The organism is Mycobacterium pinniadriaticum (genome assembly GCF_026242045.1).
Lineage (GTDB): Bacteria > Actinomycetota > Actinomycetes > Mycobacteriales > Mycobacteriaceae > Mycobacterium > Mycobacterium pinniadriaticum.
This window is the reverse complement of the sequence record NZ_JAPJDO010000003.1, coordinates 325,443-348,169: the sequence shown is the minus strand read 5'-3', so window position 1 is coordinate 348,169 and position 22,727 is coordinate 325,443. Positions and strand designations below refer to the sequence as shown.

Annotated in this window: 25 protein-coding genes, 1 tRNA gene and 1 rRNA gene; 23 read left to right on the top strand and 4 right to left on the bottom strand. The window is 67.6% G+C overall.

What is annotated here, in order from left to right:
* From rrf to recN, 7 genes are all read left to right on the top strand, one after another.
* A 5S ribosomal RNA gene (rrf, locus tag ORI27_RS05945) occupies positions 1-103 on the top strand; the annotation flags it as partial.
* Positions 104-225: 122 nt separating this feature from the next.
* Complete coding sequence (locus ORI27_RS05940; protein ID WP_323055566.1) at positions 226-1,068, top strand: hypothetical protein; 843 nt, start codon at positions 226-228, stop codon at positions 1,066-1,068.
* Positions 1,065-2,090: an HAD-IIA family hydrolase gene (locus tag ORI27_RS05935; RefSeq protein ID WP_265995640.1), complete on the top strand. Its 1,026-nt coding sequence runs from the start codon at positions 1,065-1,067 to the stop codon at positions 2,088-2,090. The genes ORI27_RS05940 and ORI27_RS05935 overlap by 4 nt, the downstream gene beginning before the upstream one ends.
* Positions 2,087-2,275 carry a hypothetical protein gene (locus ORI27_RS05930; RefSeq protein ID WP_407666222.1) on the top strand — a complete coding sequence of 63 codons (189 nt, stop codon included), beginning with the start codon at positions 2,087-2,089 and terminating at the stop codon, positions 2,273-2,275. Before ORI27_RS05935 ends, ORI27_RS05930 begins: the two co-directional genes overlap by 4 nt.
* 8 nt (positions 2,276-2,283) lie before the next feature.
* Positions 2,284-3,093: a TlyA family RNA methyltransferase gene (locus ORI27_RS05925; RefSeq protein WP_265995639.1), complete on the top strand. Its 810-nt coding sequence runs from the start codon at positions 2,284-2,286 to the stop codon at positions 3,091-3,093.
* Positions 3,090-4,013: an NAD kinase gene (locus ORI27_RS05920; RefSeq protein ID WP_265995637.1), complete on the top strand. Its 924-nt coding sequence runs from the start codon at positions 3,090-3,092 to the stop codon at positions 4,011-4,013. The genes ORI27_RS05925 and ORI27_RS05920 overlap by 4 nt, the downstream gene beginning before the upstream one ends.
* 6 nt (positions 4,014-4,019) lie before the next feature.
* Complete coding sequence (gene recN, locus ORI27_RS05915) at positions 4,020-5,771, top strand: DNA repair protein RecN (protein ID WP_265995636.1); 1,752 nt, start codon at positions 4,020-4,022, stop codon at positions 5,769-5,771.
* Here the strand turns inward: recN and ORI27_RS05910 are convergent.
* Positions 5,764-6,816 carry a hypothetical protein gene (locus tag ORI27_RS05910; RefSeq protein WP_265995634.1) on the bottom strand — a complete coding sequence of 351 codons (1,053 nt, stop codon included), beginning with the start codon at positions 6,814-6,816 and terminating at the stop codon, positions 5,764-5,766. The genes recN and ORI27_RS05910 overlap by 8 nt on opposite strands.
* Before the next feature lie 186 nt (positions 6,817-7,002).
* On the opposite strand from ORI27_RS05910, the gene steA reads away from it, so the two are divergent.
* From steA to ORI27_RS05850, 12 genes are all read left to right on the top strand, one after another.
* Positions 7,003-8,187 (top strand): putative cytokinetic ring protein SteA, encoded by a 1,185-nt coding sequence (gene steA / locus ORI27_RS05905; RefSeq protein WP_265995632.1) that lies wholly within the window; start codon positions 7,003-7,005, stop codon positions 8,185-8,187.
* 25 nt (positions 8,188-8,212) lie between these two features.
* Positions 8,213-9,154 (top strand): copper transporter, encoded by a 942-nt coding sequence (locus ORI27_RS05900; RefSeq protein ID WP_265995630.1) that lies wholly within the window; start codon positions 8,213-8,215, stop codon positions 9,152-9,154.
* A 172-nt stretch (positions 9,155-9,326) separates the two neighbouring features.
* A complete protein-coding gene (locus ORI27_RS05895; protein WP_265995668.1) occupies positions 9,327-11,084 on the top strand; it encodes a CTP synthase in 1,758 nt (585 codons plus the stop codon).
* A complete protein-coding gene (locus tag ORI27_RS05890; protein ID WP_265995628.1) occupies positions 11,077-11,700 on the top strand; it encodes an NUDIX domain-containing protein in 624 nt (207 codons plus the stop codon). The genes ORI27_RS05895 and ORI27_RS05890 overlap by 8 nt, the downstream gene beginning before the upstream one ends.
* Positions 11,697-12,704: a site-specific tyrosine recombinase XerD gene (gene xerD, locus ORI27_RS05885; protein ID WP_265995626.1), complete on the top strand. Its 1,008-nt coding sequence runs from the start codon at positions 11,697-11,699 to the stop codon at positions 12,702-12,704. The genes ORI27_RS05890 and xerD overlap by 4 nt, the downstream gene beginning before the upstream one ends.
* Before the next feature lie 175 nt (positions 12,705-12,879).
* Positions 12,880-13,662, top strand: coding sequence for a ParA family protein (locus ORI27_RS05880; protein ID WP_407666227.1), 783 nt, complete (start codon positions 12,880-12,882; stop codon positions 13,660-13,662).
* Positions 13,659-14,480, top strand: coding sequence for a segregation/condensation protein A (locus ORI27_RS05875; protein WP_265995622.1), 822 nt, complete (start codon positions 13,659-13,661; stop codon positions 14,478-14,480). The genes ORI27_RS05880 and ORI27_RS05875 overlap by 4 nt, the downstream gene beginning before the upstream one ends.
* Positions 14,477-15,184 (top strand): SMC-Scp complex subunit ScpB, encoded by a 708-nt coding sequence (gene scpB, locus ORI27_RS05870; RefSeq protein WP_265995621.1) that lies wholly within the window; start codon positions 14,477-14,479, stop codon positions 15,182-15,184. Before ORI27_RS05875 ends, scpB begins: the two co-directional genes overlap by 4 nt.
* Positions 15,177-15,920, top strand: coding sequence for a pseudouridine synthase (locus ORI27_RS05865; RefSeq protein ID WP_265995620.1), 744 nt, complete (start codon positions 15,177-15,179; stop codon positions 15,918-15,920). Before scpB ends, ORI27_RS05865 begins: the two co-directional genes overlap by 8 nt.
* Positions 15,917-16,597, top strand: coding sequence for a (d)CMP kinase (gene cmk / locus ORI27_RS05860; protein ID WP_265995619.1), 681 nt, complete (start codon positions 15,917-15,919; stop codon positions 16,595-16,597). The genes ORI27_RS05865 and cmk overlap by 4 nt, the downstream gene beginning before the upstream one ends.
* Positions 16,594-18,000 (top strand): ribosome biogenesis GTPase Der, encoded by a 1,407-nt coding sequence (gene der / locus ORI27_RS05855; protein ID WP_265995618.1) that lies wholly within the window; start codon positions 16,594-16,596, stop codon positions 17,998-18,000. The genes cmk and der overlap by 4 nt, the downstream gene beginning before the upstream one ends.
* A gap of 51 nt (positions 18,001-18,051) precedes the next feature.
* Positions 18,052-18,378, top strand: a complete 327-nt coding sequence (locus ORI27_RS05850) for a hypothetical protein (protein WP_265995617.1) — start codon at positions 18,052-18,054, stop codon at positions 18,376-18,378.
* Between the two features lie 15 nt (positions 18,379-18,393).
* On the opposite strand, the gene ORI27_RS05845 is transcribed toward ORI27_RS05850, so the two are convergent.
* Positions 18,394-19,080 (bottom strand): nitroreductase family protein, encoded by a 687-nt coding sequence (locus ORI27_RS05845; protein ID WP_265995616.1) that lies wholly within the window; start codon positions 19,078-19,080, stop codon positions 18,394-18,396.
* Positions 19,081-19,222: 142 nt separating this feature from the next.
* Here ORI27_RS05845 and ORI27_RS05840 point away from each other — a divergent pair, with 142 nt between their 5' ends.
* Entirely contained in the window at positions 19,223-19,990 is a 768-nt protein-coding gene (locus ORI27_RS05840; protein WP_265995667.1) for a sulfite exporter TauE/SafE family protein, read from the top strand.
* Here ORI27_RS05840 and ORI27_RS05835 read toward each other — a convergent pair.
* Together ORI27_RS05835 and ORI27_RS05830 are read right to left on the bottom strand one after the other, a co-directional pair.
* Positions 19,980-20,708: a group I intron-associated PD-(D/E)XK endonuclease gene (locus ORI27_RS05835; protein ID WP_265995615.1), complete on the bottom strand. Its 729-nt coding sequence runs from the start codon at positions 20,706-20,708 to the stop codon at positions 19,980-19,982. The two genes, ORI27_RS05840 and ORI27_RS05835, sit on opposite strands and share 11 nt — an antisense overlap.
* A gap of 48 nt (positions 20,709-20,756) precedes the next feature.
* A tRNA-Pro gene (locus ORI27_RS05830) sits at positions 20,757-20,830 on the bottom strand.
* Between the two features lie 274 nt (positions 20,831-21,104).
* Between ORI27_RS05830 and ORI27_RS05825 the strand changes: the two genes are divergently transcribed.
* The 3 genes from ORI27_RS05825 (at position 21,105) to ORI27_RS05820 (ending at position 22,705) form a co-directional block, all read left to right on the top strand.
* Positions 21,105-21,314 (top strand): hypothetical protein, encoded by a 210-nt coding sequence (locus ORI27_RS05825; protein ID WP_265995614.1) that lies wholly within the window; start codon positions 21,105-21,107, stop codon positions 21,312-21,314.
* A gap of 15 nt (positions 21,315-21,329) precedes the next feature.
* A complete protein-coding gene (locus ORI27_RS33095) occupies positions 21,330-21,452 on the top strand; it encodes a hypothetical protein (RefSeq protein ID WP_407666221.1) in 123 nt (40 codons plus the stop codon).
* 380 nt (positions 21,453-21,832) lie between these two features.
* Positions 21,833-22,705 (top strand): bestrophin family protein, encoded by an 873-nt coding sequence (locus tag ORI27_RS05820; RefSeq protein ID WP_265995613.1) that lies wholly within the window; start codon positions 21,833-21,835, stop codon positions 22,703-22,705.
* The last annotated feature ends 22 nt before the right edge of the window (positions 22,706-22,727 follow it).

The window sequence follows — 22,727 nt, the reverse complement described above, 5'->3', positions numbered from 1 at the left end:
TAGCGGCAGGGAAACGCCCGGACCCATCCCGAACCCGGAAGCTAAGCCTGCCAGCGCCGATGATACTACCCAACACGGGTGGAAAAGTAGGACACCGCCGAACACAATTTAGTGAAACGCCCCCCGAGAAATCGGGGGGCGTTTCCATTTCGCGGTCCGAATTCAATTTCGAGAATTCAAAAGTCCGAATTGTGACCGTCTGACCGGTGCCCGTATCCTTTACAGGTGGTCAATGACAGGCAAGGCAATTCCGGTGGGCGTCCACCGCGTCGTCCCGCGGGAGCCGGCGGTGCGGGACGTGATCGCCGGGGCGCCAATGCCCCACACCGGTCGGGGCCCGGACGAGCCCGTCCGGCTCAACCCCAGCACACCTCCGACGGTGTGGACACCGCGTCGCGTCCCAGCGGCCCGGCGATTCCATCGACCGTCGAAGCCAAGCAGCTTTCGCCCGAGATCCGTGGTGAGCTTTCGACTTTGGATCGCTCCACGGCCGACATGGTGGCGCGTCACCTGGTCGCGGCCGGTGAACTGCTGGACGAGGATCCGCAGGCCGCACTCGAACACGCCCAGGCCGCCCGTGCCCGCTCCGGGCGAATCGCGGCCGTACGTGAAGCGGTCGGTATCGCCGCCTACCAGTGCGGCGACTGGGCCCAGGCCCTCTCCGAATTCCGGGCTGCCAGACGGATGGGGAGCAAGTCCCAGCTGCTGCCGCTGATCGCCGACTGCGAACGGGGGGTCGGCCGGCCCGAACGGGCCATCGAGCTTGCCCGTAGTCCGGAGGCCGCCGAACTCACCGGTGATGACGCCGATGAATTACGAATCGTCGCCGCCGGCGCGCGGGCCGATCTGGGGCAGTTCGAACAGGCCCTGGCCGTGCTGTCGAGTCCGCAGCCGGACCCGTCGCGGACCGGCTCGACCGCGGCCCGACTGTTCTACGCCTACGCCGAGATGCTCCTGGCGCTCGACCGCGGCGACGACGCCCTGCAGTGGTTCATCAATGCCGCTGCCGCCGACATCGACGGTGTGACCGATGCCGAAGATCGGGTCAGTGAGTTTGGCGTGACGTGACAACCCTTGCCCAGCAGCATGATTGTCTGCTGCTCGACCTGGACGGCACCGTATTCCGCGGCCATGAGCCGACCGAGGGCGCGATCGCCGCTCTCGATGCGGTGCACACCCGCAAGCTCTTCGTCACCAACAACGCGTCTCGGGCCGCCGATGATGTGGCCGCGCACCTCCGCGAGCTCGGCTTCACCGCCGAGACCGATGACGTGGTGACCAGTGCCCAGAGCGCGGCACGGCTAGTGGCGCAGCAGATCGCGCCCGGGTCGCGTGTGCTGATCGTCGGTACCGATGCGCTGGCTGGCGAAATATCGGCGGTCGGCCTGCGGCCGGTGCGGCTGTTCGCCGACGAGCCGGTTGCGGTCGTGCAGGGGCACTCGACGGCGACCGGCTGGCCGGACCTGGCCGAGGCCGCGCTGGCGATTCGCGCCGGCGCGCTGTGGGTGGCCGCCAACGTTGACCGCACCCTGCCCACCGAGCGGGGGCTGCTGCCCGGAAACGGCTCGATGGTGGCCGCATTGCGGACCGCCACCGACGTCGAACCGCAGGTGGCCGGGAAGCCCGCACCCGCATTGATGCGAGATGCCTTGGCCCGCGGCACGTTTGACGACCCCCTGGTAGTCGGTGATCGACTGGACACCGATATCGCCGGTGCCAACGCCGCGGATCTGCCCAGCCTGATGGTGCTGTGCGGGGTCAACACCGCCGCCGACGTGGTCCATGCCTTGCCGGAGCAGCGGCCCACGTACATCGGTGCCGACCTTCGGGATCTGCACGCCGGTACCGATTCGCTCGCGGTGGCCGCGCAGCCGGCCTGGCGGATCGAGATCGGCGATGGCACGGTCACGGTCATCGCCGCCGGTGGCGACCCGGGCCGCGACGGGCTCTCGGTGGTGCGTGCCACCGCCCGCGCGGTATGGGATTCGGCGCAGAACGGCCGCCGAGTCGCCGTGCACGCCGGTGATGACGCCGCTCGCGCCGCGTTGCAGCGCTGGTCCCTGCTGGAGCCGGCGGATCGGCTAGCGTGAACGGTGAGATGAACGCCGACCCCGAACAGATCCGCGCCGATATCGACACCGTGCTGGCACAGTTGCCCAGCGTCGACCCGGACAACGCCGACGTCAGCGGTGTCGATATCGACGCCGTCGGACGACAGCTCGAGGAAGCGCACCAGATCCTGGTCAATGCGCTGGAATCGGTGGAGAAGGGCTGAGTTCGCGTATGACGCGGCGTGCTCGGGTTGACGCTGAGCTGGTCCGTCGTGGATTGGCCCGGTCGCGTCAGCAGGCCGCCGAGCTCATCGGCGCAGGCCGGGTCAGTATCGACGGCATGCGGGCGGTCAAACCCGCGACCGCGGTATCGGTCACCGCGAACCTCACCGTCGAGGCCGGCGAGGAGCGCAACTGGGTGTCCCGTGGAGCCCACAAACTGATCGGCTCTCTGGACGTCTTCCGCATCGACGTGACGGGCCGACGTTGTCTGGATGCCGGCGCGTCGACCGGGGGTTTTACCGAGGTGCTGCTGGACCGCGGCGCAACCGAGGTGGTGGCCGTCGACGTCGGCTACGGGCAACTTGCGTGGTCGCTGCGCTCGGATCCGCGGGTCACCGTGATCGAGCGCACCAATGTGCGGGACCTCACCGCCGAGGCGATCGGGGGGCCCGTCGACCTGGTGGTGGCCGACCTGTCCTTCATCTCGCTGGCCACGGTGTTGCCCGCACTGACTGCATGCGCCTCGGCCGCCGCCGATATCGTTCCCATGGTGAAGCCACAGTTCGAGGTCGGGCGGGATCAGGTCGGCGCGGGCGGCGTGGTTTCCGATCCGGAGCTGCGTGCCGCAGCGGTATTGGCGGTCGCCGCCCGGGCCGGTGAACTGGGCTGGCGGACCGTTGGCGCTACCGCGAGCCCGTTGCCCGGCCCGTCGGGCAATGTCGAATACTTCCTCTGGCTGCGCGCCGAGACCGGGCGCGAGCTGCGGGGAGACGAATTGGACGCCGCGGTGCGCCGCGCCGTCGCGGAAGGACCGCAATGACTTGTGAGCGGGTGATCCTGCTCGTCGTGCACACTGGCCGCGACGAGGCCACCGAGACAGCTCGCCGGGTGGAAAAAGTGCTGGGCGACAACGGGATCGGATTGCGGGTGCTCTCCGCTGAAGCCGTTGATCGCGGCACGCTGCACTTGGACCCCACCGACATGCGGGCCCTGGGAGTCGACATCGAGGTGGTCGACGCCGACGCCAACGCGGCGGTCGGGTGCGAGCTGGTGCTGGTGCTCGGTGGTGATGGAACGTTCCTGCGGGCCGCTGAACTGGCCCGCAATTCCGAGATCCCGGTGCTGGGGATCAACCTCGGGCGCATCGGGTTTCTGGCCGAGGCCGAAGCCGAGGCCATCGACGCCGTCCTCGAGCACGTCGTCGCCCGCGACTATCGCGTCGAGGAGCGGATGACGCTGGACATCGCGGTACGCGCCGACGGCCAGGTCATCGCCCGCGGCTGGGCGCTCAATGAGGCCAGCCTGGAAAAGGGGGCCCGTCTCGGTGTGATCGGTGTCGTCCTGGAAATCGACGGCAGACCGGTGTCGGCGTTCGGCTGTGACGGGGTGTTGGTGTCCAGCCCGACGGGTTCCACCGCGTACGCGTTCTCCGCCGGTGGACCGGTGGTCTGGCCGGATCTGGAGGCAATGATCGTGGTGCCCAACAACGCTCACGCGTTGTTCGCCCGTCCGATGGTCACCAGCCCGACCGCGCTGATCGCCATCGAGGTCGAGAACGACAGCCATGAGGCGCTGGTGTTCTGCGACGGCCGCCGCGAGATGCGAGTGCCGGCCGGAGGGCGTCTGGAGGTCACCAAGTGCACCACACCGCTGAAGTGGGTGCGGCTGGACAGCGCGCCGTTCACCGACCGGCTGGTGCGTAAGTTCCGATTGCCGGTCACCGGCTGGCGGGGGCAGTAACCGGCGATGCTGGCCGAGATCCGGATCGAGTCACTGGGCGCGATCAGCGCCGCGACCGCGGAGTTCAACCGCGGTCTGACCGTGCTCACCGGTGAGACCGGCACCGGCAAGACCATGGTGGTGACGGGGCTGCACCTGTTAGGCGGGGCGCGGGCCGATGCGAGCCGGGTGCGCTCCGGTGCTGATCGGGCCGTCGTCGAAGGCCGATTCACCACCGCCGATCTCGATGACGGGACCGGTGCCCAGATCGACGGGATCCTCGATTCCTCCGGTGCCGACCGCGACGACGACGGCAGCATCATCGCTCTGCGCACCGTCAGTCGCGACGGGCCGTCGCGGGCCTACCTGGGTGGGCGCAGTGTGCCGGCCAAATCGCTGACCACATTCACCACCGGTCTGCTGACCCTGCACGGTCAGAACGACCAACTGCGGCTGATGCGCCCGGAGGAACAACGAGGCGCGCTGGATCGCTTCGCCGGCGTGGACGCCAAGCTCGAGCGTTACAAGAAACTGCGCGACCAGTGGCAGCTGGCCCGCCGCGACCTGATCGACCGGACCAACCGCGCGCGCGAACTCGCGCAGGAAGCCGACCGGCTCAAGTTCGCCCTGACCGAGATCGACGGCGCCGACCCCGCTCCGGGTGAGGACGAGTCGCTGGTCGCCGACATCCGCCGGCTCTCCGAGCTCGATGCGTTGCGCGAGGCCGTCGCCGGTGCGCGCGCGAATCTATCGGCAGACGACCTCACCGCCGACGAACCGCATTCGGCGACAGACACTTTGAGCCGCGCCGCGGCGCTGCTGGAATCCACCGGCGATCCCGCGCTGGGCGCGCTGGGCCGCCAACTCGCCGACGCCCTGACCGTCGTCGGCGATGTCGCCCGTGAACTCGGGGACTTCCTCTCAGAGCTACCCGACGATGCCAGCGCGCTGGAAACCAAGCTGGCCCGGCAGGCCGAACTACGCAGCCTGACCCGCAAATACGCGGCCGATGTCGATGGCGTGCTGGCATGGGCCACGCAGGCCAGGCAGCGTCTGGCGCAACTCGACGTCTCCGAGGACGCGCTGGGCGGGTTGGCCCGCCGGGTCGACGAGCTCGCCGGCCAGGTGGCGACGGCAGCGCTCGATTTGTCCAAGGCGAGGACCAAGGCGGCCAAGGGTCTGGCGAAGGCGATCACCGAGGAATTGACCGGGCTGGCCATGGCGAACGCCGACTTCACCGTGGCGGTGTCGGCGATGCCGGCTCGCGACGATGACAGCGCACCGCTGCGGCTGCCGACCGGGGAGACGGTGCACGCCGGTGGCGAAGGCATCGACCTCGTCGAGTTCGGCTTCACCGCCCATCGTGGCACCGATGTGCTCCCGCTGAACAAAAGCGCATCCGGTGGCGAGCTGTCCCGCGTCATGCTGGCACTGGAGGTGGTGCTGGCCGCCTCGGCGGAGGGCACCACGATGGTCTTTGACGAAGTTGACGCGGGGGTGGGCGGTCGCGCCGCCGTTCAGATCGGTCGCCGGCTGGCACGGCTGGCCCGCACCCACCAGGTCATCGTGGTTACCCACCTGCCGCAAGTCGCCGCGTACGCCGACAGCCACCTGGTGGTCGACAGCGCCGGCAACGGGACCAGCGAAGTGCGCCTCCTGGACGCCGAGCAGCGGGTCGGCGAGCTGGCCCGCATGCTGGCCGGGCTGGGGGAGTCCGACACCGGGCGGGCCCATGCCCGCGAGCTGCTGCAGGCCGCGCAGGACGCTCGGCTCAATTGAGTTGGATGACCACGGCGTAGCCGTCATGGTCGCCGGTGGTCGTCGTCCGACCGTCCAATCGGTTGTCCAGGTCGATCAGGCCCAGATCGGTTGCTCCGCCGGCCACCAGCGCCGCACGCAGGTCATCGCGGGGCTTGCCGAAGGACACGTACACGTGGAAGGGGATGACGTAGAGAATTCCGGTGGCCTCGCGGCTGAACGAGGCGGTCCAGACGTAGCCGGTGCCGTCCGGGTTGGGTGCGGGGCCGAATACCCGGCCGTGGTCGTTGGTCAGCAGCCAGTTCGCGTTGGAGAACGCCTGCAGCGTCCCGGCGGGTTGCTGACCGTACACCACACCGCCGATGACGCCGCGAAATCCCGAGGAGTGAATCGGCTGGGCCGGAAACCCGGCCGCGGCCATCGTGACGTTGAGCTTGCGGGCCGACTGCTGGGTGGAGGTCGACGTCGGATCGACGATGATGACGTTGATCGGCTGGTACAGGGTCTTGAACGGATACTGCTGGGCGATCCAGTCGGAGACCCCGCCGGAGGAGTTGAGCATCCATTTGCCGATATCGCCGTACCCGGTCGGGGTCACATCGGCGGAGGTGGGCTGGGCCTCGGGCGCGCCGGTGAGATAGCCGTGCAGCTCGCTCAACCATTTCGAGCTGGCCGCCACGAAAGCGGGCACGGGTGCCGGTCGCGTTGTCGGGCGAGGCGCCCGACCCGCCAGGCCGGTCTGAGGTTCGCGGCGCGCCGACGCCAGCGCCGCGACGGCCACCGGTGACGGATCAGGGACCAAAGGTTTTGGGGGAGTTGGCCGTAGCGAACCCAGTCGGGTGGCGGGCGCCGAGGCGCGTGGAGTTCTCGGGCGAACCCTCGGCGTCATCGAGGTGGAGGTCGGGCGCGTATGTCCAGCGGTGTGAGCGGCGTCGCTGGACCGGCCCGGTGACGAGCCGGTGCCTGTCGAATCGGCGTGGGCGAGGCCTGCGCCACCGACCAGCGCCGCGCCCAGACCCAGTGCGACGAGCAGTCCGCTCACCCACGGCGGCGACGGTGCAATCATCGTCGACTCCCAATCGTCGTTACCTGACGGTACTCGCGACGGGGGTCCACGAACGGACATCGCGGCGCCCGAGAGGGAAAACTGTGCGATCGAATCGTGTTACTCCTGTGACAAAATGTGACTTGTGTGGCTGGTGTTACGGCGCGCCTCCGTCGATATCCGCCCGGACGCCGACAGAATCGGCCCATGAAGATGTCCGCGCTTCTCTCGCGTAACACCGGTGCACGACCAGGCGTCACGGGTACGGCCCGCGTCGACCGCGACATCGACCGCCTGCTGCGCCGGATCGGCCCGGGCGACATCGTCGTGCTCGACATCCTGGACCTGGACCGGATGACCGCTGACGCTCTGGTGGACGCCAACATCGCCGGCGTCGTCAACGCTTCCCCGTCGATCTCGGGCCGCTACCCGAACCTTGGCCCGGAGGTGTTGGTGGCCAACAACATCACCCTGATCGACAGCGCCGGCGCCGAGGTCTTCAAGAAGATCAAGGACGGCGCCAAGATCCGCCTGCACAACGGCGGCGTGTACGCCGGCGATCGCCGACTGGTCCACGGGGTGGAACGCAGCGACGACGAGATCGCCGATCTGATGCAGGACGCCAAGACCGGGTTGGTGGCGCATTTGGAGGCATTCGCGGGCAACACCATCGAGTTCATCCGCAGCGAGAGCCCACTACTCATCGATGGCATCGGCATCCCGGACATCGACGTCGACGTCTATCGCCGCCACGTCCTGGTGGTGTCCGACGGTGCGGGAGCCGAGGACGACCTCAAGGCGCTCAAGCCGTTCATCAAGGAGTACCAGCCGGTCATGGTCGGTGTGGAGGGCGGCGCCGACATCTTGCAGAAGTGCGGCTACCAGCCGCAGCTGATCGTCGGTAACCCCGACCAGATGAGCGCCGATGTGCTCAAGAGCGGTGCGCAGGTGGTACTGCCCGCCGATTCCGACGGGCACGCCAACGGGCTGGAGCGCATTCAGGACCTGGGCATCGGGGCGATGACATTCCCGGCCGCCGGGTCTGCCGCCGACCTGGCGCTGCTGCTGGTCGACCACCACGGCGCATCGCTGATCGTCACGGCCGGCCATTCGGCCACCATCGAAGAGTTCTTCGACCGCTCCCGTCAGCAGAGCAACCCGTCGACGTTCCTCACCCGCCTGAAGGTCGGCGAGAAGCTGGTCGACGCGAAAGCCGTGGCCACGCTGTATCGCAACCACATCTCGGGTGGCGCGATCGCGATGCTGATCCTGGCGGTGCTGTTCGCGATCATCGCCGCCCTCTGGGTGTCGCGGGCCGACACGTTCGTGATCGACTGGATCGTGACCTACTGGAACCGCTTCTCGCTGTGGGTGCAGAGCTGGGTGACCTAGGCGTCGAGCAGAAAGGCTCATCGCTGTGATTTCGCTACGCCAACATGCCATTTCGCTGGCTGCGGTGTTCCTTGCGCTGGCCGTCGGGGTGTTCCTCGGCTCCGGCGTGCTCTCCGACACGTTGCTGTCCGGGCTGCGCACCGAGAAGCAGGACCTCAACAAGCAGATCAGCGCGCTGACCGACCAGCGCAACGCCCTGAACGAAAAGCTCGGCGCCGCCAACGATTTCGACACGCAGATGTCGAGCCGGATCGTGCGGGATGCGTTGGCGGGCAAATCGGTGGTGCTGTTCCGCACTCCCGACGCCGACAACGACGACGTGGCGGCGACGAGCCGGCTCATCGGTCAGGCCGGGGGCACCGTCACCGGCACGGTCGCGCTGACGAGGGAGTTCGTCGACGCGAACTCGGCGGAGAAACTGCGCTCGGTGGTCAATTCGTCGATCGTGCCCGCCGGGGCGCAGCTGAGCACCACCCTGGTCGACCAGGGCTCCCAAGCCGGTGATCTGCTCGGGATCGCGTTGCTGATCAACCGCAATCCCGAAGTCAAACCGGCCGACGACGTCCAGCGCGACACGGTGCTGGCCGCGCTTCGTGACACCGGATTTCTCACCTACTCCGGTGATCACATCGGGGCGGCCGACACCGCGGTCGTCATCACCGGCGGTGCGCTGGGCGACGACGCCGGTAATCAGGGCTCCACCGTGGCGCGCTTTGCCGCCGGGATGGCCCCACACGGGGCGGGCACCGTGCTGGCCGGCCGGGACGGGTCGGCGGGCGGAACCTCCGCGGTGGCGGTCGCACGTGCCGACGCGGGCATGGCCAGCGCGGTGACCACCGTCGACGACATCAGCGTCGAGTCCGGCCGCATCACCACGGTGCTGGCACTGCAGAACCTGATCAACGGGGCGCCGACGGGGAAGTTCGGCATCGGTCCGGGCGCCACGTCGATCACCGTTCCTCAGTAACCCGGCCGGGGAGTAACTCGGCCGGGGAGTAACTCAGAGGTAACTCAGCCCACGGGCGTGTTAGCGCCACCTTGTCGGGGTCGGTGTTAGGGTGAGATTCCGTGGGTCGGCAGGCCCCAGCTAGTTCACAGCGATCCCCTGCCCGTCGTCACGGAGGTTGCTCTTGCCACCATTGCGCAAGCACCCGCAGACCGCTACCAAGCACCTCTTCGTCAGCGGTGGAGTTGTTTCGTCCCTCGGCAAAGGCCTGACGGCGAGTAGCCTCGGCCAGCTGCTGACCGCGCGGGGCCTGCAGGTGACGATGCAGAAACTCGACCCGTATCTGAACGTCGATCCGGGAACGATGAACCCGTTCCAGCACGGCGAGGTGTTCGTCACCGAGGACGGCGCCGAGACCGATCTCGACGTCGGCCACTACGAGCGCTTCCTGGACCGCAACCTGTCCGGCTCGGCCAATGTGACCACCGGTCAGGTGTATTCGTCGGTGATCGCCAAGGAGCGCCGCGGCGAGTATCTGGGTGACACCGTCCAGGTGATCCCCCACATCACCGACGAGATCAAGGGCCGGATCCTGGCGATGGCCGAACCCGACGCGTCCGGTAACCGACCCGATGTGGTGATCACCGAGATCGGCGGCACGGTCGGCGACATCGAATCGCTACCGTTCCTGGAGGCCGCGCGACAGGTCCGCCACGAGGTGGGCAGGGAGGACTGCTTCTTCCTGCACGTCTCCCTGGTGCCCTATCTGGCCCCGTCGGGTGAACTCAAGACCAAGCCCACCCAACACTCGGTGGCGGCGCTGCGCAGCATCGGCATCACCCCGGACGCGCTGATCCTGCGCTGCGACCGCGACGTGCCCGAGCCGCTGAAGAACAAGATCGCGCTGATGTGCGACGTCGACATCGACGGGGTGATCTCGACCCCCGACGCGCCGTCGATCTACGACATCCCCAAGGTGCTGCATCGCGAGGAACTCGACGCCTACGTGGTGCGTCGGCTGAATCTGCCGTTTCGCGACGTGGACTGGACGCAGTGGAACGACCTGCTGGGCCGGGTACACGAACCGAAGGAGACCGTGCGAATCGCGTTGGTGGGCAAGTACGTCGACCTCTCCGACGCCTATCTGTCGGTGGCCGAAGCGCTGCGCGCGGGCGGGTTCGCACACCGCGCGAAGGTGGAGATGCGCTGGGTGGCCTCCGATGACTGCGAGACCGACAGCGGGGCGGCCACCGCACTGGGCGACGTGCACGCGGTGCTCATACCGGGCGGGTTCGGTATCCGCGGAATCGAAGGAAAGATCGGCGCGATCCGGCATGCGCGCCACCGCGGACTGCCGGTTCTCGGGTTGTGTCTGGGATTGCAGTGCATCGTGATCGAAGCGGCCCGATCGGTGGGGCTTACCGACGCCAACTCAGCGGAATTCGATCCGGACACAACGGATCCGGTGATTTCAACGATGGCCGACCAGCGCGAGGCGGTGGCCGGTGAGGCAGACCTGGGCGGCACGATGCGGCTCGGCGCCTACCCGGCGACGCTGCAAGCGGGATCGATCGTGGCCGACGCCTATCAGTCGACGGAGGTGTCGGAGCGGCACCGGCACCGTTACGAGGTCAACAACGACTACCGCGAGAAGATCTCGCAGAGCGGGCTGCGGTTCTCGGGGACCTCACCCGACGGTCACCTGGTCGAGTTCGTCGAATACCCGCGCGAAACACACCCATTCCTGGTCGGTACGCAGGCTCATCCGGAGCTCAAGAGCCGGCCGACCCGGCCGCATCCGCTGTTCGTCGCATTCGTCGGTGCGGCCATCGACTACAAGGCGGCCGAGCGGCTGCCGGTGGAGATTCCCGAACGTCACCACCCCAACGGCAAGGAACACCCGGCGCAGCCGCTGGCCGAGCAGGTTCCAGAGCACTCATCCCGTGGCTAAGCACGATTTCGAGACCGTCTCCTCCGAAACCGTTTACCGCGGAAACATTCTCGCCCTGAGGATCGATCAGGTGCGCATGCCCGGCGGCAACATCGCCAAACGCGAGGTGGTCGAGCATTACGGTGCGGTGGCCATCGCCGCGGTCGATGACGCCGACCGGGTGGCGATGGTCTACCAATACCGCCATTCGATCGGCCGCCGGTTGTGGGAACTGCCGGCCGGGCTGCTCGACGACCCGGGGGAGGACCCCGCGGTGGCCGCTGCGCGCGAACTGCAGGAGGAAGCCGGCGTCACCGCCGAGCACTGGTGCGTGCTGGTGGATCTGATCTCATCCCCGGGTTTCTGCGACGAGGCATTGCGGGTGTATCTGGCCCGGGACCTGACCGACGTCGGCCGCCCGAAGGGGCATGACGAGGAAGCCGACCTGGAAGTGCACTGGGTCGGTATCGCGGATGCCATGCGGCAGGTGTTGGCCGGCGAGATCGTGAATTCGACTGCGGTGGCGGGCATCCTGGCCGCACACGCGGTCCTGGTGGACGGCAAACCGACCAGGCCGGTCGATGTGCCGTTCCCCGATCGCCCGACCGCGTTCGCCGCAGGGAAGGCCCGTTTATGACCACGTTCTCGGCCAATGTCCCGGGGCCTGCCCTGCGAGCAGATATCCCGGGTCGCTCCGCTCCTGCCCTCCGATCGGTGCTGGACGGCCAGCTGCAGGGCTACCTCGACCACCTCACCATCGAGCGCGGCGTGGCGGCCAACACCATCAGCTCCTACCGGCGCGACCTGCGCCGCTACGTCGAGCACCTCACCCTGCGCGGCATCGACGATCTGACCAACGTGACCGAGAACGACGTCAGTGACTTCCTGGTGGCGCTGCGCCGCGGCGATCCCGACGCCGGCGCGGTTCCGCTGTCGGCGGTGTCGGCGGCGCGCGCCCTGATCGCGGTGCGCGGATTTCACCGGTTCGCCGCCGCCGAAGGGATCATCGGCGTCGACGTCGCCAGGGCGGTCAAGCCGCCCACCCCGAGCCGTCGGCTGCCCAAGAGCCTGACCCTCGACGAGGTGCTGGCTCTGATCGAGGGTGCCGGCGGAGACAGCCCGTCGGACGGGCCGCTGACGCTGCGCAATCGTGCCCTGCTGGAGCTGCTGTATTCGACCGGCGCGCGGATCTCCGAGGCGGTCGGGCTGGACGTCGACGATATCGACACCGAGGCCCGGTCGGTGCTGCTGCGCGGCAAGGGCGGCAAGCAGCGGCTGGTGCCCGTCGGTCGGCCGGCGATCGCCGCACTGGACGCCTACCTGGTACGTGGCCGTCCGGAGTTGGCGCGCCGAGGCCGCGGCGCGCCGGCCATCTTCCTCAATTCCCGCGGCGGCCGGCTGTCACGGCAGAGCGCCTGGCAGGTGCTGCAGGACGCCGCAGAGCGGGCCGGTATCTCCGCGGCGGTGTCTCCGCACACCCTGCGGCACTCCTTCGCCACCCACCTTCTGGACGGTGGAGCCGACGTCCGGGTGGTCCAGGAGCTGCTCGGACACGCCTCGGTCACCACTACGCAGATCTACACCCTGGTCACGGTGCATGCCCTGCGCGAAGTCTGGGCCGGCGCACATCCGCGCGCATGATGTCGCGGGTCTGCCATTCGCAGGGGCGACACACCGTTAGACTTTCGCGGATGTCCGCCACGCCGCCGAATCGCCTGATGACGGGGGGCACGGCGTGACCGACGAGGCAGACGACGACGCCCCCATCGGTCTCACCGGCCGCCCGCCCCGACACATTCCCGAACCACAGCCGCTGATGTCGCACGGGCCGGCCAAGGTCATTTCGATGTGTAACCAGAAGGGCGGGGTGGGCAAGACCACGTCCACGATCAACCTGGGTGCAGCGCTGGCCGAGTACGGTCGCCGGGTGCTGCTGGTCGACCTCGACCCGCAGGGCGCCCTGTCGGCGGGGCTCGGCGTGCCGCACTACGAGCTGGCCAACACCGTGCACAACCTCATGGTCGAGCCGCGGGTGAGTATCGACGACGTGCTGATCAACACCCGGGTCAAGAACCTCGACCTGGTGCCCAGCAACATCGACCTGTCGGCCGCCGAGATCCAGCTGGTCAACGAGGTCGGCCGCGAGCAGACCCTGGCTCGTGCGCTGCACCCTGTGCTGGACCGCTACGACTACGTGTTGATCGACTGCCAGCCGTCGCTGGGCCTGCTCACCGTCAACGCGCTGGCCTGCTCCGACGGGGTGGTCATCCCGACCGAATGCGAGTATTTCTCGCTGCGCGGGCTGGCGTTGCTCACCGACACCGTCGACAAGGTGCGCGAGCGGCTCAACCCGCGGCTGTCGATCAGCGGGATTCTGATCACCCGATTCGACAATCGCACGGTCAATGCCCGCGAAGTGATGGCGCGTGTCCTGGAACGCTTCGGCGACCTGGTTTTCGACACCGTGATCAGCCGCACCGTGCGCTTCCCCGAGACCAGTGTCGCCGGCGAGCCCATCACCACATGGGCACCGAAATCCGCTGGCGCACAGGCATATCGATCGCTGGCCCGTGAGGTCATCGACCGCTTCGGCAAGTGACCGAACCACCGGCGCCCGAAAAGGGCTTCCGTGTCACGCTGACCAACTTCGAGGGTCCGTTCGATCTGCTGCTGCAGCTGATCTTCGCCCACCGCCTCGATGTGACCGAGGTCGCACTGCATCAGGTGACCGACGAGTTCATCGCCTACACCCGCGCGATCGGGCCCGAACTGGAGCTCGACGAGACCACCACGTTTTTGGTGATCGCCGCCACGTTGCTCGACCTCAAGGCCGCCCGGCTGCTGCCCTCCGGTGAGGTGCACGACGAGGAGGACCTGGCGCTGCTGGAGGTGCGTGACCTGTTGTTCGCGCGGCTGCTGCAGTACCGCGCGTTCAAGCACGTCGCCGAGATGTTCGCCGAGCTGGAAGCCGCCGCACTCCGGAGCTACCCGCGTGCGGTGGCGCTCGAGGAACGCTTCGCCGACCTGCTTCCCGAGGTGATGCTGGGCGTCGACGCGGTCAGCTTCGCCGAGATCGCGGCCGCGGCATTCACCCCGCGACCGGTGCCGACCGTCGCCACCGAACATCTGCACGCACCGCAGGTGTCGGTGCCCGAGCAGGCCGAGCGGCTGCTGGAGTTCCTCTCGGCGCGCGGGGTGGGGCAGTGGGCGTCGTTCAAGGAGCTGGTGGCCGACTGCGATGCACCGATCCAGATCGTCGGGCGCTTCCTGGCGCTGCTCGAACTGTATCGGGCCAGGACGGTAGCATTCGAGCAGTCAGAACCACTTGGTGTGCTCCAGGTTTCATGGACCGGGGACCGGCAGGTAAACGAAGAGCTGGTCAGATCCGAGTGGGAAGAAGAACAGAATCAACCATGACCGACGACGCAGGCGAAGTACCCGACTTGGATCTTGGGGCCGACCTGGATCTCGACGTCGCCCACGCCGACCTGGACGACGACGAACTGGCCCGGGTGCTGGAGGCGTTACTGCTGGTGGTGGACACCCCGGTCAACGCCGAGGCGCTGGCATCGGTGACCGATCAGCCGGTGTATCGCATCACCGCCAAGCTCGAGGTGATGGCCGCCGAGTTGGCCGCCCGGGACAGCGGTATCGAGCTGCGCGAGGCGGGCGGCGGCTGGCGGATGTACACCAGGGCCCGGTTCGCGCCGTATGTGGAACGGCTGCTGCTGGACGGGTCACGCTCGAAGCTGACGCGCGCGGCATTGGAGACCTTGGCCGTCGTGGCCTACCGCCAGCCGGTGACCCGTGCGCGGGTCAGTGCGGTGCGCGGCGTCAACGTCGATGCGGTGATCCGGACGTTGGTGGCGCGCGGGCTGATCACCGAGGCGGGCACCGACGAGGACACCGGTGCGACCACCTTCGCCACCACCGAGTTGTTCCTGGAACGGCTTGGGCTGTCGTCACTGACCGACCTGCCCGATATCGCGCCGTTGCTGCCCGATGTCGACGTGATCGATGAATTGAGCGAAAACCTGGACACCGAGCCACGTTTCGCCAAGCTGTCCGGGGGCGGCGCCGCTGATCCGAACGTCTCCTTCGATGTGGACACCGATGCCTGAGCCAGAAGGGGTGCGGCTGCAGAAGGTGTTGTCGCAGGCCGGAGTCGCCTCGCGGCGGGTCGCCGAGCGGATGATCGTCGACGGCCGGGTGGAGGTGGACGGGCAGATCGTCACCGAGTTGGGCACCCGGGTGGACCCGGCCCGCGCCGATATCCGCGTCGACGGAACGCGGATCGTGCTCGACGACACGATGATGTACCTGGCGATCAACAAACCCAGGGGTATGCACTCGACGATGTCGGATGACCGCGGCCGGCCGTGCATCGGCGACCTGGTGGAACACCGGGTGCGCGGCAACAAGAACCTCTTTCACGTCGGGCGCCTGGACGCCGACACCGAGGGTTTGCTGCTGCTGACCAACGACGGTGAGCTGGCGCACCGGCTGATGCATCCGTCGTTCGAGGTGCCCAAGACGTATTTGGCGACGGTAACCGGTTCGGTGCCAAAGGGTTTGGGTAAAACCCTGCGGACGGGTATCGAGCTGGACGACGGCCCGGCCGCGGTCGACGACTTCGCGGTGGTCGACGCGGTGCCGGGGAAGACGTTGGTGCGGGTGACCCTGCACGAGGGCCGCAAGCGGATCGTCCGTCGGCTGCTGGCGGCGGCGGGCTTCCCGGTGGAGGCGCTGGTGCGCACCAACATCGGCGAGGTGGCCCTCGGTGAGCAGCGGCCGGGCAGCATTCGTGCGCTGAGCCGCAAGGAAGTCGGCGATTTGTACAAGGCGGTAGGGCTGTGAGTGGTCTCGTGGTGGCGGTCGACGGTCCGGCCGGAACCGGAAAGTCCTCGGTGTCGCGGGCCTTGGCGCGCGCGCTGGGCGCGCACTACCTCGACACCGGGGCGATGTACCGGATCGCGACGCTGTCGATGCTGCGCGCCCAGGTGGACCTGGATGATCCCGAGGCGATCGCGGCGGCCTCCGACGTGCCGCTGTCGGTGGGTTACGACCCGGAGGTCGATCGGGCCTACCTTGGCGGCGAAGATGTTTCGGTCGAGATTCGCGGTGACGAGGTCACGCGCGCGGTGTCGGCGGTGTCGGCGGTTCCGCAGGTGCGCACCCGGCTGGTGGCACTGCAGCGGGAACTGGCTTCCGGGCCCGACAATGTTGTCGTCGAGGGTCGCGACATCGGCACCGTCGTGCTACCCGATGCCGATGTGAAGATCTTCCTCACCGCCTCGGCCGAGACTCGCGCGCGGCGGCGCAACGACCAGAACGTCGCGGCCGGACTGGCCGACGACTACGAGACCGTGCTTGCCGATGTTCGTCGCCGGGATCACCTCGACTCGACTCGGGCGGTGTCGCCGCTGCGCCCGGCCGAGGATGCGCTGATCGTGGACACCGGAGACATATCCGAGGCACAAGTGGTGGACCACCTGCTGCAGCTGGTGCAGCAGCGAAGCGGGGCGGTGCGATGAGCGAGGACGGCACCTGGTCCGACGAGAGCGACTGGGAGCTTTCCGAGGAGGGCTTCGCCGCCGAGGACGACGAGGCGTTCGCGCCGCCGCCGGTGGTGGCGATCGTCGGGCGGCCCAATGTCGGCAAGTCGACGCTGGTCAACCGGATCCTCGGCCGGCGTGAAGCGGTCGTGCAGGACCTGCCGGGCGTGACCCGCGACCGGGTGTCCTACGACGCATCCTGGATCGGGCGTCGGTTCGTCGTGCAGGACACCGGCGGGTGGGAGCCCGATGCCAAGGGCCTGCAGCAGCTGGTGGCCGAACAGGCCTCGGTGGCGATGCAGACCGCCGACGCGGTGATCCTGGTGGTGGATGCCACCGTCGGCGCCACCGCGGGCGACGAAGCGGCGGCGCGGATTCTGCGGCGGTCGGGTAAGCCGGTGTTCTTGGCGGCCAACAAGGTTGACAACGAGAAAGGCGAGGCCGACGCGGCGGCGCTGTGGTCGTTGGGGCTGGGGGAGCCCCATCCGATCAGCGCGATGCATGGCCGCGGGGTGGCCGACCTTCTCGATGGCCTGATGGCCGCGCTGCCCAAGGCCTCGGAGGTCGCCCCGGCGACCGGGGGGCCGCGCCGGGTGGCGTTAGTGGGTAAGCCCAACGTCGGGAAGAGCTCGCTGCTGAACAGATTGGCCGGTGCCGAACGTTCGGTGGTACACGACGTCGCCGGAACCACCGTCGACCCGGTGGACTCCTTGATCGAATTGGGCGGCAAGACTTGGCGTTTCGTCGACACTGCCGGATTGCGCCGACGGGTCGGGCAGGCCAGCGGACACGAGTTCTACGCCTCGGTGCGCACGCACAGCGCGATCGACGCCGCCGAGGTGGTGATCGTGTTGATCGACGCATCGCAGCCGCTGACCGAGCAGGACCAGCGGGTGCTCTCGATGGTGATCGACGCGGGCCGGGCGCTGGTGCTGGCGTTCAACAAATGGGACCTCGTCGACGAGGACCGGCGCTACCTGCTGGACCGGGAAATCGACCGTGAGCTGGCTCAGCTGCAGTGGGCTCCGCGGGTGAACATCTCGGCCAAGAGCGGCCGGGCGGTGCAGAAGCTGGTGCCGGCGATGGAGACCGCCCTGGCGTCGTGGGATGCCCGGATCTCGACCGGCCAGCTCAACACCTGGATCAAGGAAGTCGTGGCCGCCACTCCGCCGCCGGTGCGCGGTGGTAAGCAGCCCCGCATCCTGTTCGCCACCCAGGCCACCGCGCGTCCGCCGACGTTTGTGCTTTTCACCAGCGGTTTCCTGGAAGCGGGCTATCGGCGGTTCCTGGAGCGCCGGCTGCGGGAGACCTTCGGTTTCGAGGGCAGCCCGATCCGGATCAACGTGCGGATGCGGGAGAAGCGCAAGGCCAAGCCGCGCTGAATCGGCGGGTTTGAAGCGTTTTCACGGCTGCCGCCCAGTAGATTGCCAGGTATGGAGTTTGCTGCATCAATGGTGCCGACTCGGCGCCTGATCTATGGGGCCGCCGGCTTGATGATCGCCGCGGCACCCGCCGTCGCCGTGTTCTCGGGAGCATTTCCCGGCGCCGAACCCCGGGTGCTGGCCTGCCAGGAAACCGACACCGAGGACAGTTTCTCGATGAACTGCGCGCCGGCGATCATCCCCGACGTCAGCGACCAGTTGACCGAGGCCGAGGTGGCCGAGCCGGGCTTTAACGCCTACCCGCATGGCGGTGCCGGCCCGGGCGGCCATCCCGTTCCGCACGGCGGCGGTGGTGGCGGAGGCCACGGCGGTCGCTGACTGCTGCGCGCCGGGTCAGGTGCCGAGCCAGGCGCGGTTGCCGTAGGAGTCGAGATGCACCACGTCTTCGACGGGTTTGCGGGTCGTCGGCCCGTATCGGCCGCGCGGCCAGCCGAGCGGAACCACACAGACCGGGGTCACCGACAGCGGTAGGCGCAGGATCCTGCGCGCCGACGTGACGTTCCACAGCGGCATGGTGATCAGCGATGCGCCCAGGCCCATCGCCCGGGCGGCGAGCAGCAGATTCTGCACGCTGGGGTAGATCGAGCCGAAGTAGGACGTTTCACCGACGAACGGCGTTGGAACGTAGGGCAGGCGCATGCCGCCGCGCAGGCAGGGGATGACCAGCACCGGGATCTCACTGAAGTGCTCGACCTGCCATTCCACGGCTTTCAGGATCTTGAGCGTCGACTCGTCCTTGGCGGCGGTTCGCCGGCCGATGGCACCGTAGATGGACCAGGGCTGACGGTAGCGCTTGGCCAGCTGATCCTTGACGTGCTGGTCCTTGACGACGATGAACTCCCAGTTCTGGCCGTTGGATCCGGTGGGGGCTCGCAGCGCCAGTTCTATGCATTTCACGACGATGGCGTCATCGACCGGGTCGGGTTTCACGCGGCGGACGGCCCGTTGGGTCATCATCGCGTCGAGCAGGGGCATGGACAGGGCGGCCAGCGCGTCGTCGGTGGTCGGTATCTCGCTCATAGGGTTGAGGCTAGGTGCCGAGGCCGCGGTGTGGTGGTGTGTGACGTATCACGTTGGCGTGGAGCCTGTTTGGCGGGCGGTGTGGCCGGTGTCGCTGGTGGCTGGCGGTCGGCGATAGGGTTCCGGGGTGCCCGTCTGGAACATGATCGTGATCGCCCTGGCCGGGATGGGCGCGGGTGCGATCAATGCGCTGGTCGGTTCGGGCACCTTGATCACCTTCCCGACGTTGGTGGCGTTGGGGTTTCCACCGGTGACGGCGACGATGTCGAACGCGATCGGTCTGGTGGCCGGCGGGGTGTCGGGGACGTGGGGCTACCGCAAGGAACTGGGTGGGCAGTGGGATCGGCTGCGCTGGCAGATCCCGGCGTCACTGGTGGGGGCGGCCATCGGGGCGTTTCTCCTGCTGCATCTGCCGGAGAGGGTCTTCACCCGGATCGTTCCGGTGCTGCTGGTCGGTGCCCTGGTGCTGGTGGTGATCGGGCCGCGAATCCAGGCGTATGCGCGGGCGCGCGCCGAGCAAGCGGGGCGATCGGCGTCGCATGTATCGCCGCGGCGGATGGCGGCGCTGGTGGCCGGGACGTTCGCGGTCGGGATCTATGGCGGGTACTTCACCGCGGCGCAGGGGATCCTGCTGATCGGGGTGATGGGGGCGCTGCTGCCCGAGGACATCCAACGCATGAACGCGGCCAAGAACCTGCTGTCGCTGCTGGTGAACATCGTCGCCGCGGTGGGCTACACGGTGGTCGCGTTCGATCGGGTGAGCTGGGAAGCGGCGGGGCTGATCGCCGCCGGCTCTTTGGTCGGCGGGTGGTTGGGTGCGCACTATGGCCGGCGACTCGCACCGAACGTGCTGCGTGCGGTGATCGTCGTGGTCGGGCTGATCGGGCTCTACCGGCTGCTCATGGTGTAGGCGGCTCGCGCGGTAGCAGATAGTCGGCATAGGCCGACAGCTGGATCGCGGTGAGTCCGCCCACGGCGGCGATGGGGATCAGGTAGAAGTTGAAGTCCCCGTCGATCACGAAGAAGTAGTCGACCTCGTCGGGATCGTAAGTGGAGCGCACCTTTCCGGTGTTGGAGATCCACACCGTCCAAGACGATCCCTGCTTCACCTTGGTCGTCTTGACCTGAATGCGTGCGGCTGAGTCGCCCATCCAGGCAAGTAAATCGTAGCGAGTCGGCTCGAGCGGCCATGACACCTGGTGGCCACAGAGCTCGAACCATGCGGCGGCCATCAGGGAGCCCGCTCGACCGAGATGGCGCAGCTGGGGGCGCATTCCGGGCTCGGAGGCGTGCGCCTTCCGAGGGCGCGACAGGTGTGCGGTGTCGAGGCCGAGCCGCAGGGCGTGGCCACGGAGCGTCGGCATACTTGAGCCGCCGACCAGCCCGAGCGTCTCCCCGACCTGAGCCCACGTCGTGGCCGATTGGATCGCTGTGGCCAGGTCCTGGTCGGTCCACCGCCGTTGCCCGGTGAAATGGCTGTAGTCCAGTGCGAGCCGGTCTGCCTGGGCGCGGACGGAGCGCATGGCCGCCGCCGAAGTGCCTGCCAGCCCGAGGGTACGCAGAACACCCCGCCACGATCGGGACGCTTGGACAGCCTCGACCAACTGAGCGTCCGAATACTGCCTCATGTCGAGACACTACTGCGTCGCGCAACCATATTGCGCTAACGAAAGCGGTCGGGCTGACAGGATTTGAACCTGCGACCCCTTCACCCCCAGTGAAGTGCGCTACCAAGCTGCGCCACAGCCCGCGTGTCTGCCGGAAACCGCCCGACGGACGCCAGGGAACGATACATCAGCGGCGGGCGAAACTCCGAAACGGTCCCGCGGTTCGTCGCCGTTCCATGCTGACGGGACCTGGCGAACCGCGCTCGAATCCGCTGGGGCGCTCGCGGTGAAATTCGGCGTTGAACAGACGGTGCCGCTAGTTGGTTCCTACTGTATGGAGAAGAGCAGCGGTTTCGGCTCAATGCGAGGACCCATCTCAAGGCACTGTTAGACGTCGCAGGCATCGAGGGCACCATCGTGGTCCAGGCTGCGGCCACCGTCGCCGATCCGCTGCTGCGATTTCTCGACCGGCACCCGGATCTGCGGTGTGCGATCGACCACGCCTCGAAACCTGAAATTCGTGGCGGGCTGATCGAGTCATGGGCCGAGAAGACGGTCGCGATCGCGACATCAACCGATGCCTGCTGCAAGTTCTCGGGCTTGCTCACCGAGGCGTCCGCACCGTAGTCGCCGTGCGACCTGGTGCCCTATACCGACATACTGCTGGAATATTTCGGACCGACGCGACTGATGTTCGGCAGCGACTGGCCGCTGATCACCTGGCGACTGAGTACCTCAGCTGGCTGTCGCTGGCACGGGGGCTGACGCGGGCTCTACCCGACAACGAAGCGGCGCAGATCTTCGGCGGCACCGCCGAACGCTTCTACCTTGGTCGGCGACGGACCTGATAAGGCCCGAGCACGTGAAGGTCGCATGAGTTCGTGGCGGCAAAGCGCGGCACTTCGATCCCGAAAAGCGCACGTGAACAGCGAAGACGTCCCGGGGATCGACTGGTCGGGGTCCAAATCCGGTCAGTCCGACTGCGGAATACCTCTGAACCGCGAGGATAGACGGGTGGTCCAGAGCTCATACGGTCGAATGACACGAAGTTGGTCACTGCTCGCGACCGCCATACGGCGTTGTGCGGAGAACGGAAACCGATCCGTCCGCGGGCTCCGTGCCGGGGCGTACCGATGATCCGCAGCGTGGGGCCAGCGGGTCCGGTCAAGGTTCTCGGGCTGGTGGGCTGGCAGCTCAGGTACGACTTGCTCGCGGTGGTGGTGATTGCCGCGGTCCTGCTGCCGCTTCCAGACACCGTCGATCCGAACGACTACGACGCGATCTTGGCCACTGCCGGGATCGTGGCGTCGATTTTCGTCGGCTTCCGCAACATGAACGCCTACCAGCGCTGGTGGGAGGCGCGGACGTTATGGGGTGCTGTCATCAACGACAGCCGGGCCATGCACCATGCTCTGTCCTCGGTCGATGACGGGTCGGCAGACATGGCGTCGGTTCTCGAGCGGATACGGCGTCGTCAAGTGCGCTACGCCTGGCAGTTGGCTGCCGAATTACGTGGCGTCGCACCTCTTCCCGGCGTCGTCGACCTCACCGAGGACCCGCCGGAGGCGACTACGATCGAGCTGCTCAACGAGCAGGCGCACGATATTCAAGGGCTCGCCGCAAGCGGTCATATCGACAGCCCGACCCGGCTGATGCTTATGTCGGTCAACAGGGGCCTGGTGACATCGCAGGGCGGACTGGAGCGCATCCGAAATCAGCCCATCCCCGCCCACTACGACATGTTCGTGCGTGGGCTGGCGTGGGTGTTCGCCCTCGTGGCGTTCAATCTTCTCCACGTCGCCACCCATTACGTCGGCAGCATCGCGCTGGGCCTGTTGTTCATGATTCTGTTCATCGCCGCCGAACGGCTTGGCTACTTCTTCGAGCGGCCGATGAGCAACAGTGTCTTCGATCTACCGATGTACCGGTTCTGCAGCACCAGCACCGGCAATCTGCTCGGCAGTGCGCAGCCCCTGGCGGCGCCCAGGCAAAGCGACAAAGCCACCGTCTGGTGGTGAGCAGGCGCAACAGCATTGCGCC

Coding starts and splice junctions, on each gene's coding strand:
- ORI27_RS05925 (WP_265995639.1), top strand. CDS start 2,284: ATGACGCGGCGTGCTCGGGTTGACGCTGAGCTGGTCCGTCGTGGATTG.
- ORI27_RS05920 (WP_265995637.1), top strand. CDS start 3,090: ATGACTTGTGAGCGGGTGATCCTGCTCGTCGTGCACACTGGCCGCGAC.
- recN (WP_265995636.1), top strand. CDS start 4,020: ATGCTGGCCGAGATCCGGATCGAGTCACTGGGCGCGATCAGCGCCGCG.
- ORI27_RS05910 (WP_265995634.1), bottom strand. CDS start 6,816: ATGATTGCACCGTCGCCGCCGTGGGTGAGCGGACTGCTCGTCGCACTG.
- steA (WP_265995632.1), top strand. CDS start 7,003: ATGAAGATGTCCGCGCTTCTCTCGCGTAACACCGGTGCACGACCAGGC.
- xerD (WP_265995626.1), top strand. CDS start 11,697: ATGACCACGTTCTCGGCCAATGTCCCGGGGCCTGCCCTGCGAGCAGAT.
- ORI27_RS05880 (WP_407666227.1), top strand. CDS start 12,880: ATGTCGCACGGGCCGGCCAAGGTCATTTCGATGTGTAACCAGAAGGGC.
- scpB (WP_265995621.1), top strand. CDS start 14,477: ATGACCGACGACGCAGGCGAAGTACCCGACTTGGATCTTGGGGCCGAC.
- ORI27_RS05865 (WP_265995620.1), top strand. CDS start 15,177: ATGCCTGAGCCAGAAGGGGTGCGGCTGCAGAAGGTGTTGTCGCAGGCC.
- der (WP_265995618.1), top strand. CDS start 16,594: ATGAGCGAGGACGGCACCTGGTCCGACGAGAGCGACTGGGAGCTTTCC.
- ORI27_RS05850 (WP_265995617.1), top strand. CDS start 18,052: ATGGAGTTTGCTGCATCAATGGTGCCGACTCGGCGCCTGATCTATGGG.
- ORI27_RS05845 (WP_265995616.1), bottom strand. CDS start 19,080: ATGAGCGAGATACCGACCACCGACGACGCGCTGGCCGCCCTGTCCATG.
- ORI27_RS05840 (WP_265995667.1), top strand. CDS start 19,223: ATGATCGTGATCGCCCTGGCCGGGATGGGCGCGGGTGCGATCAATGCG.
- ORI27_RS05835 (WP_265995615.1), bottom strand. CDS start 20,708: ATGAGGCAGTATTCGGACGCTCAGTTGGTCGAGGCTGTCCAAGCGTCC.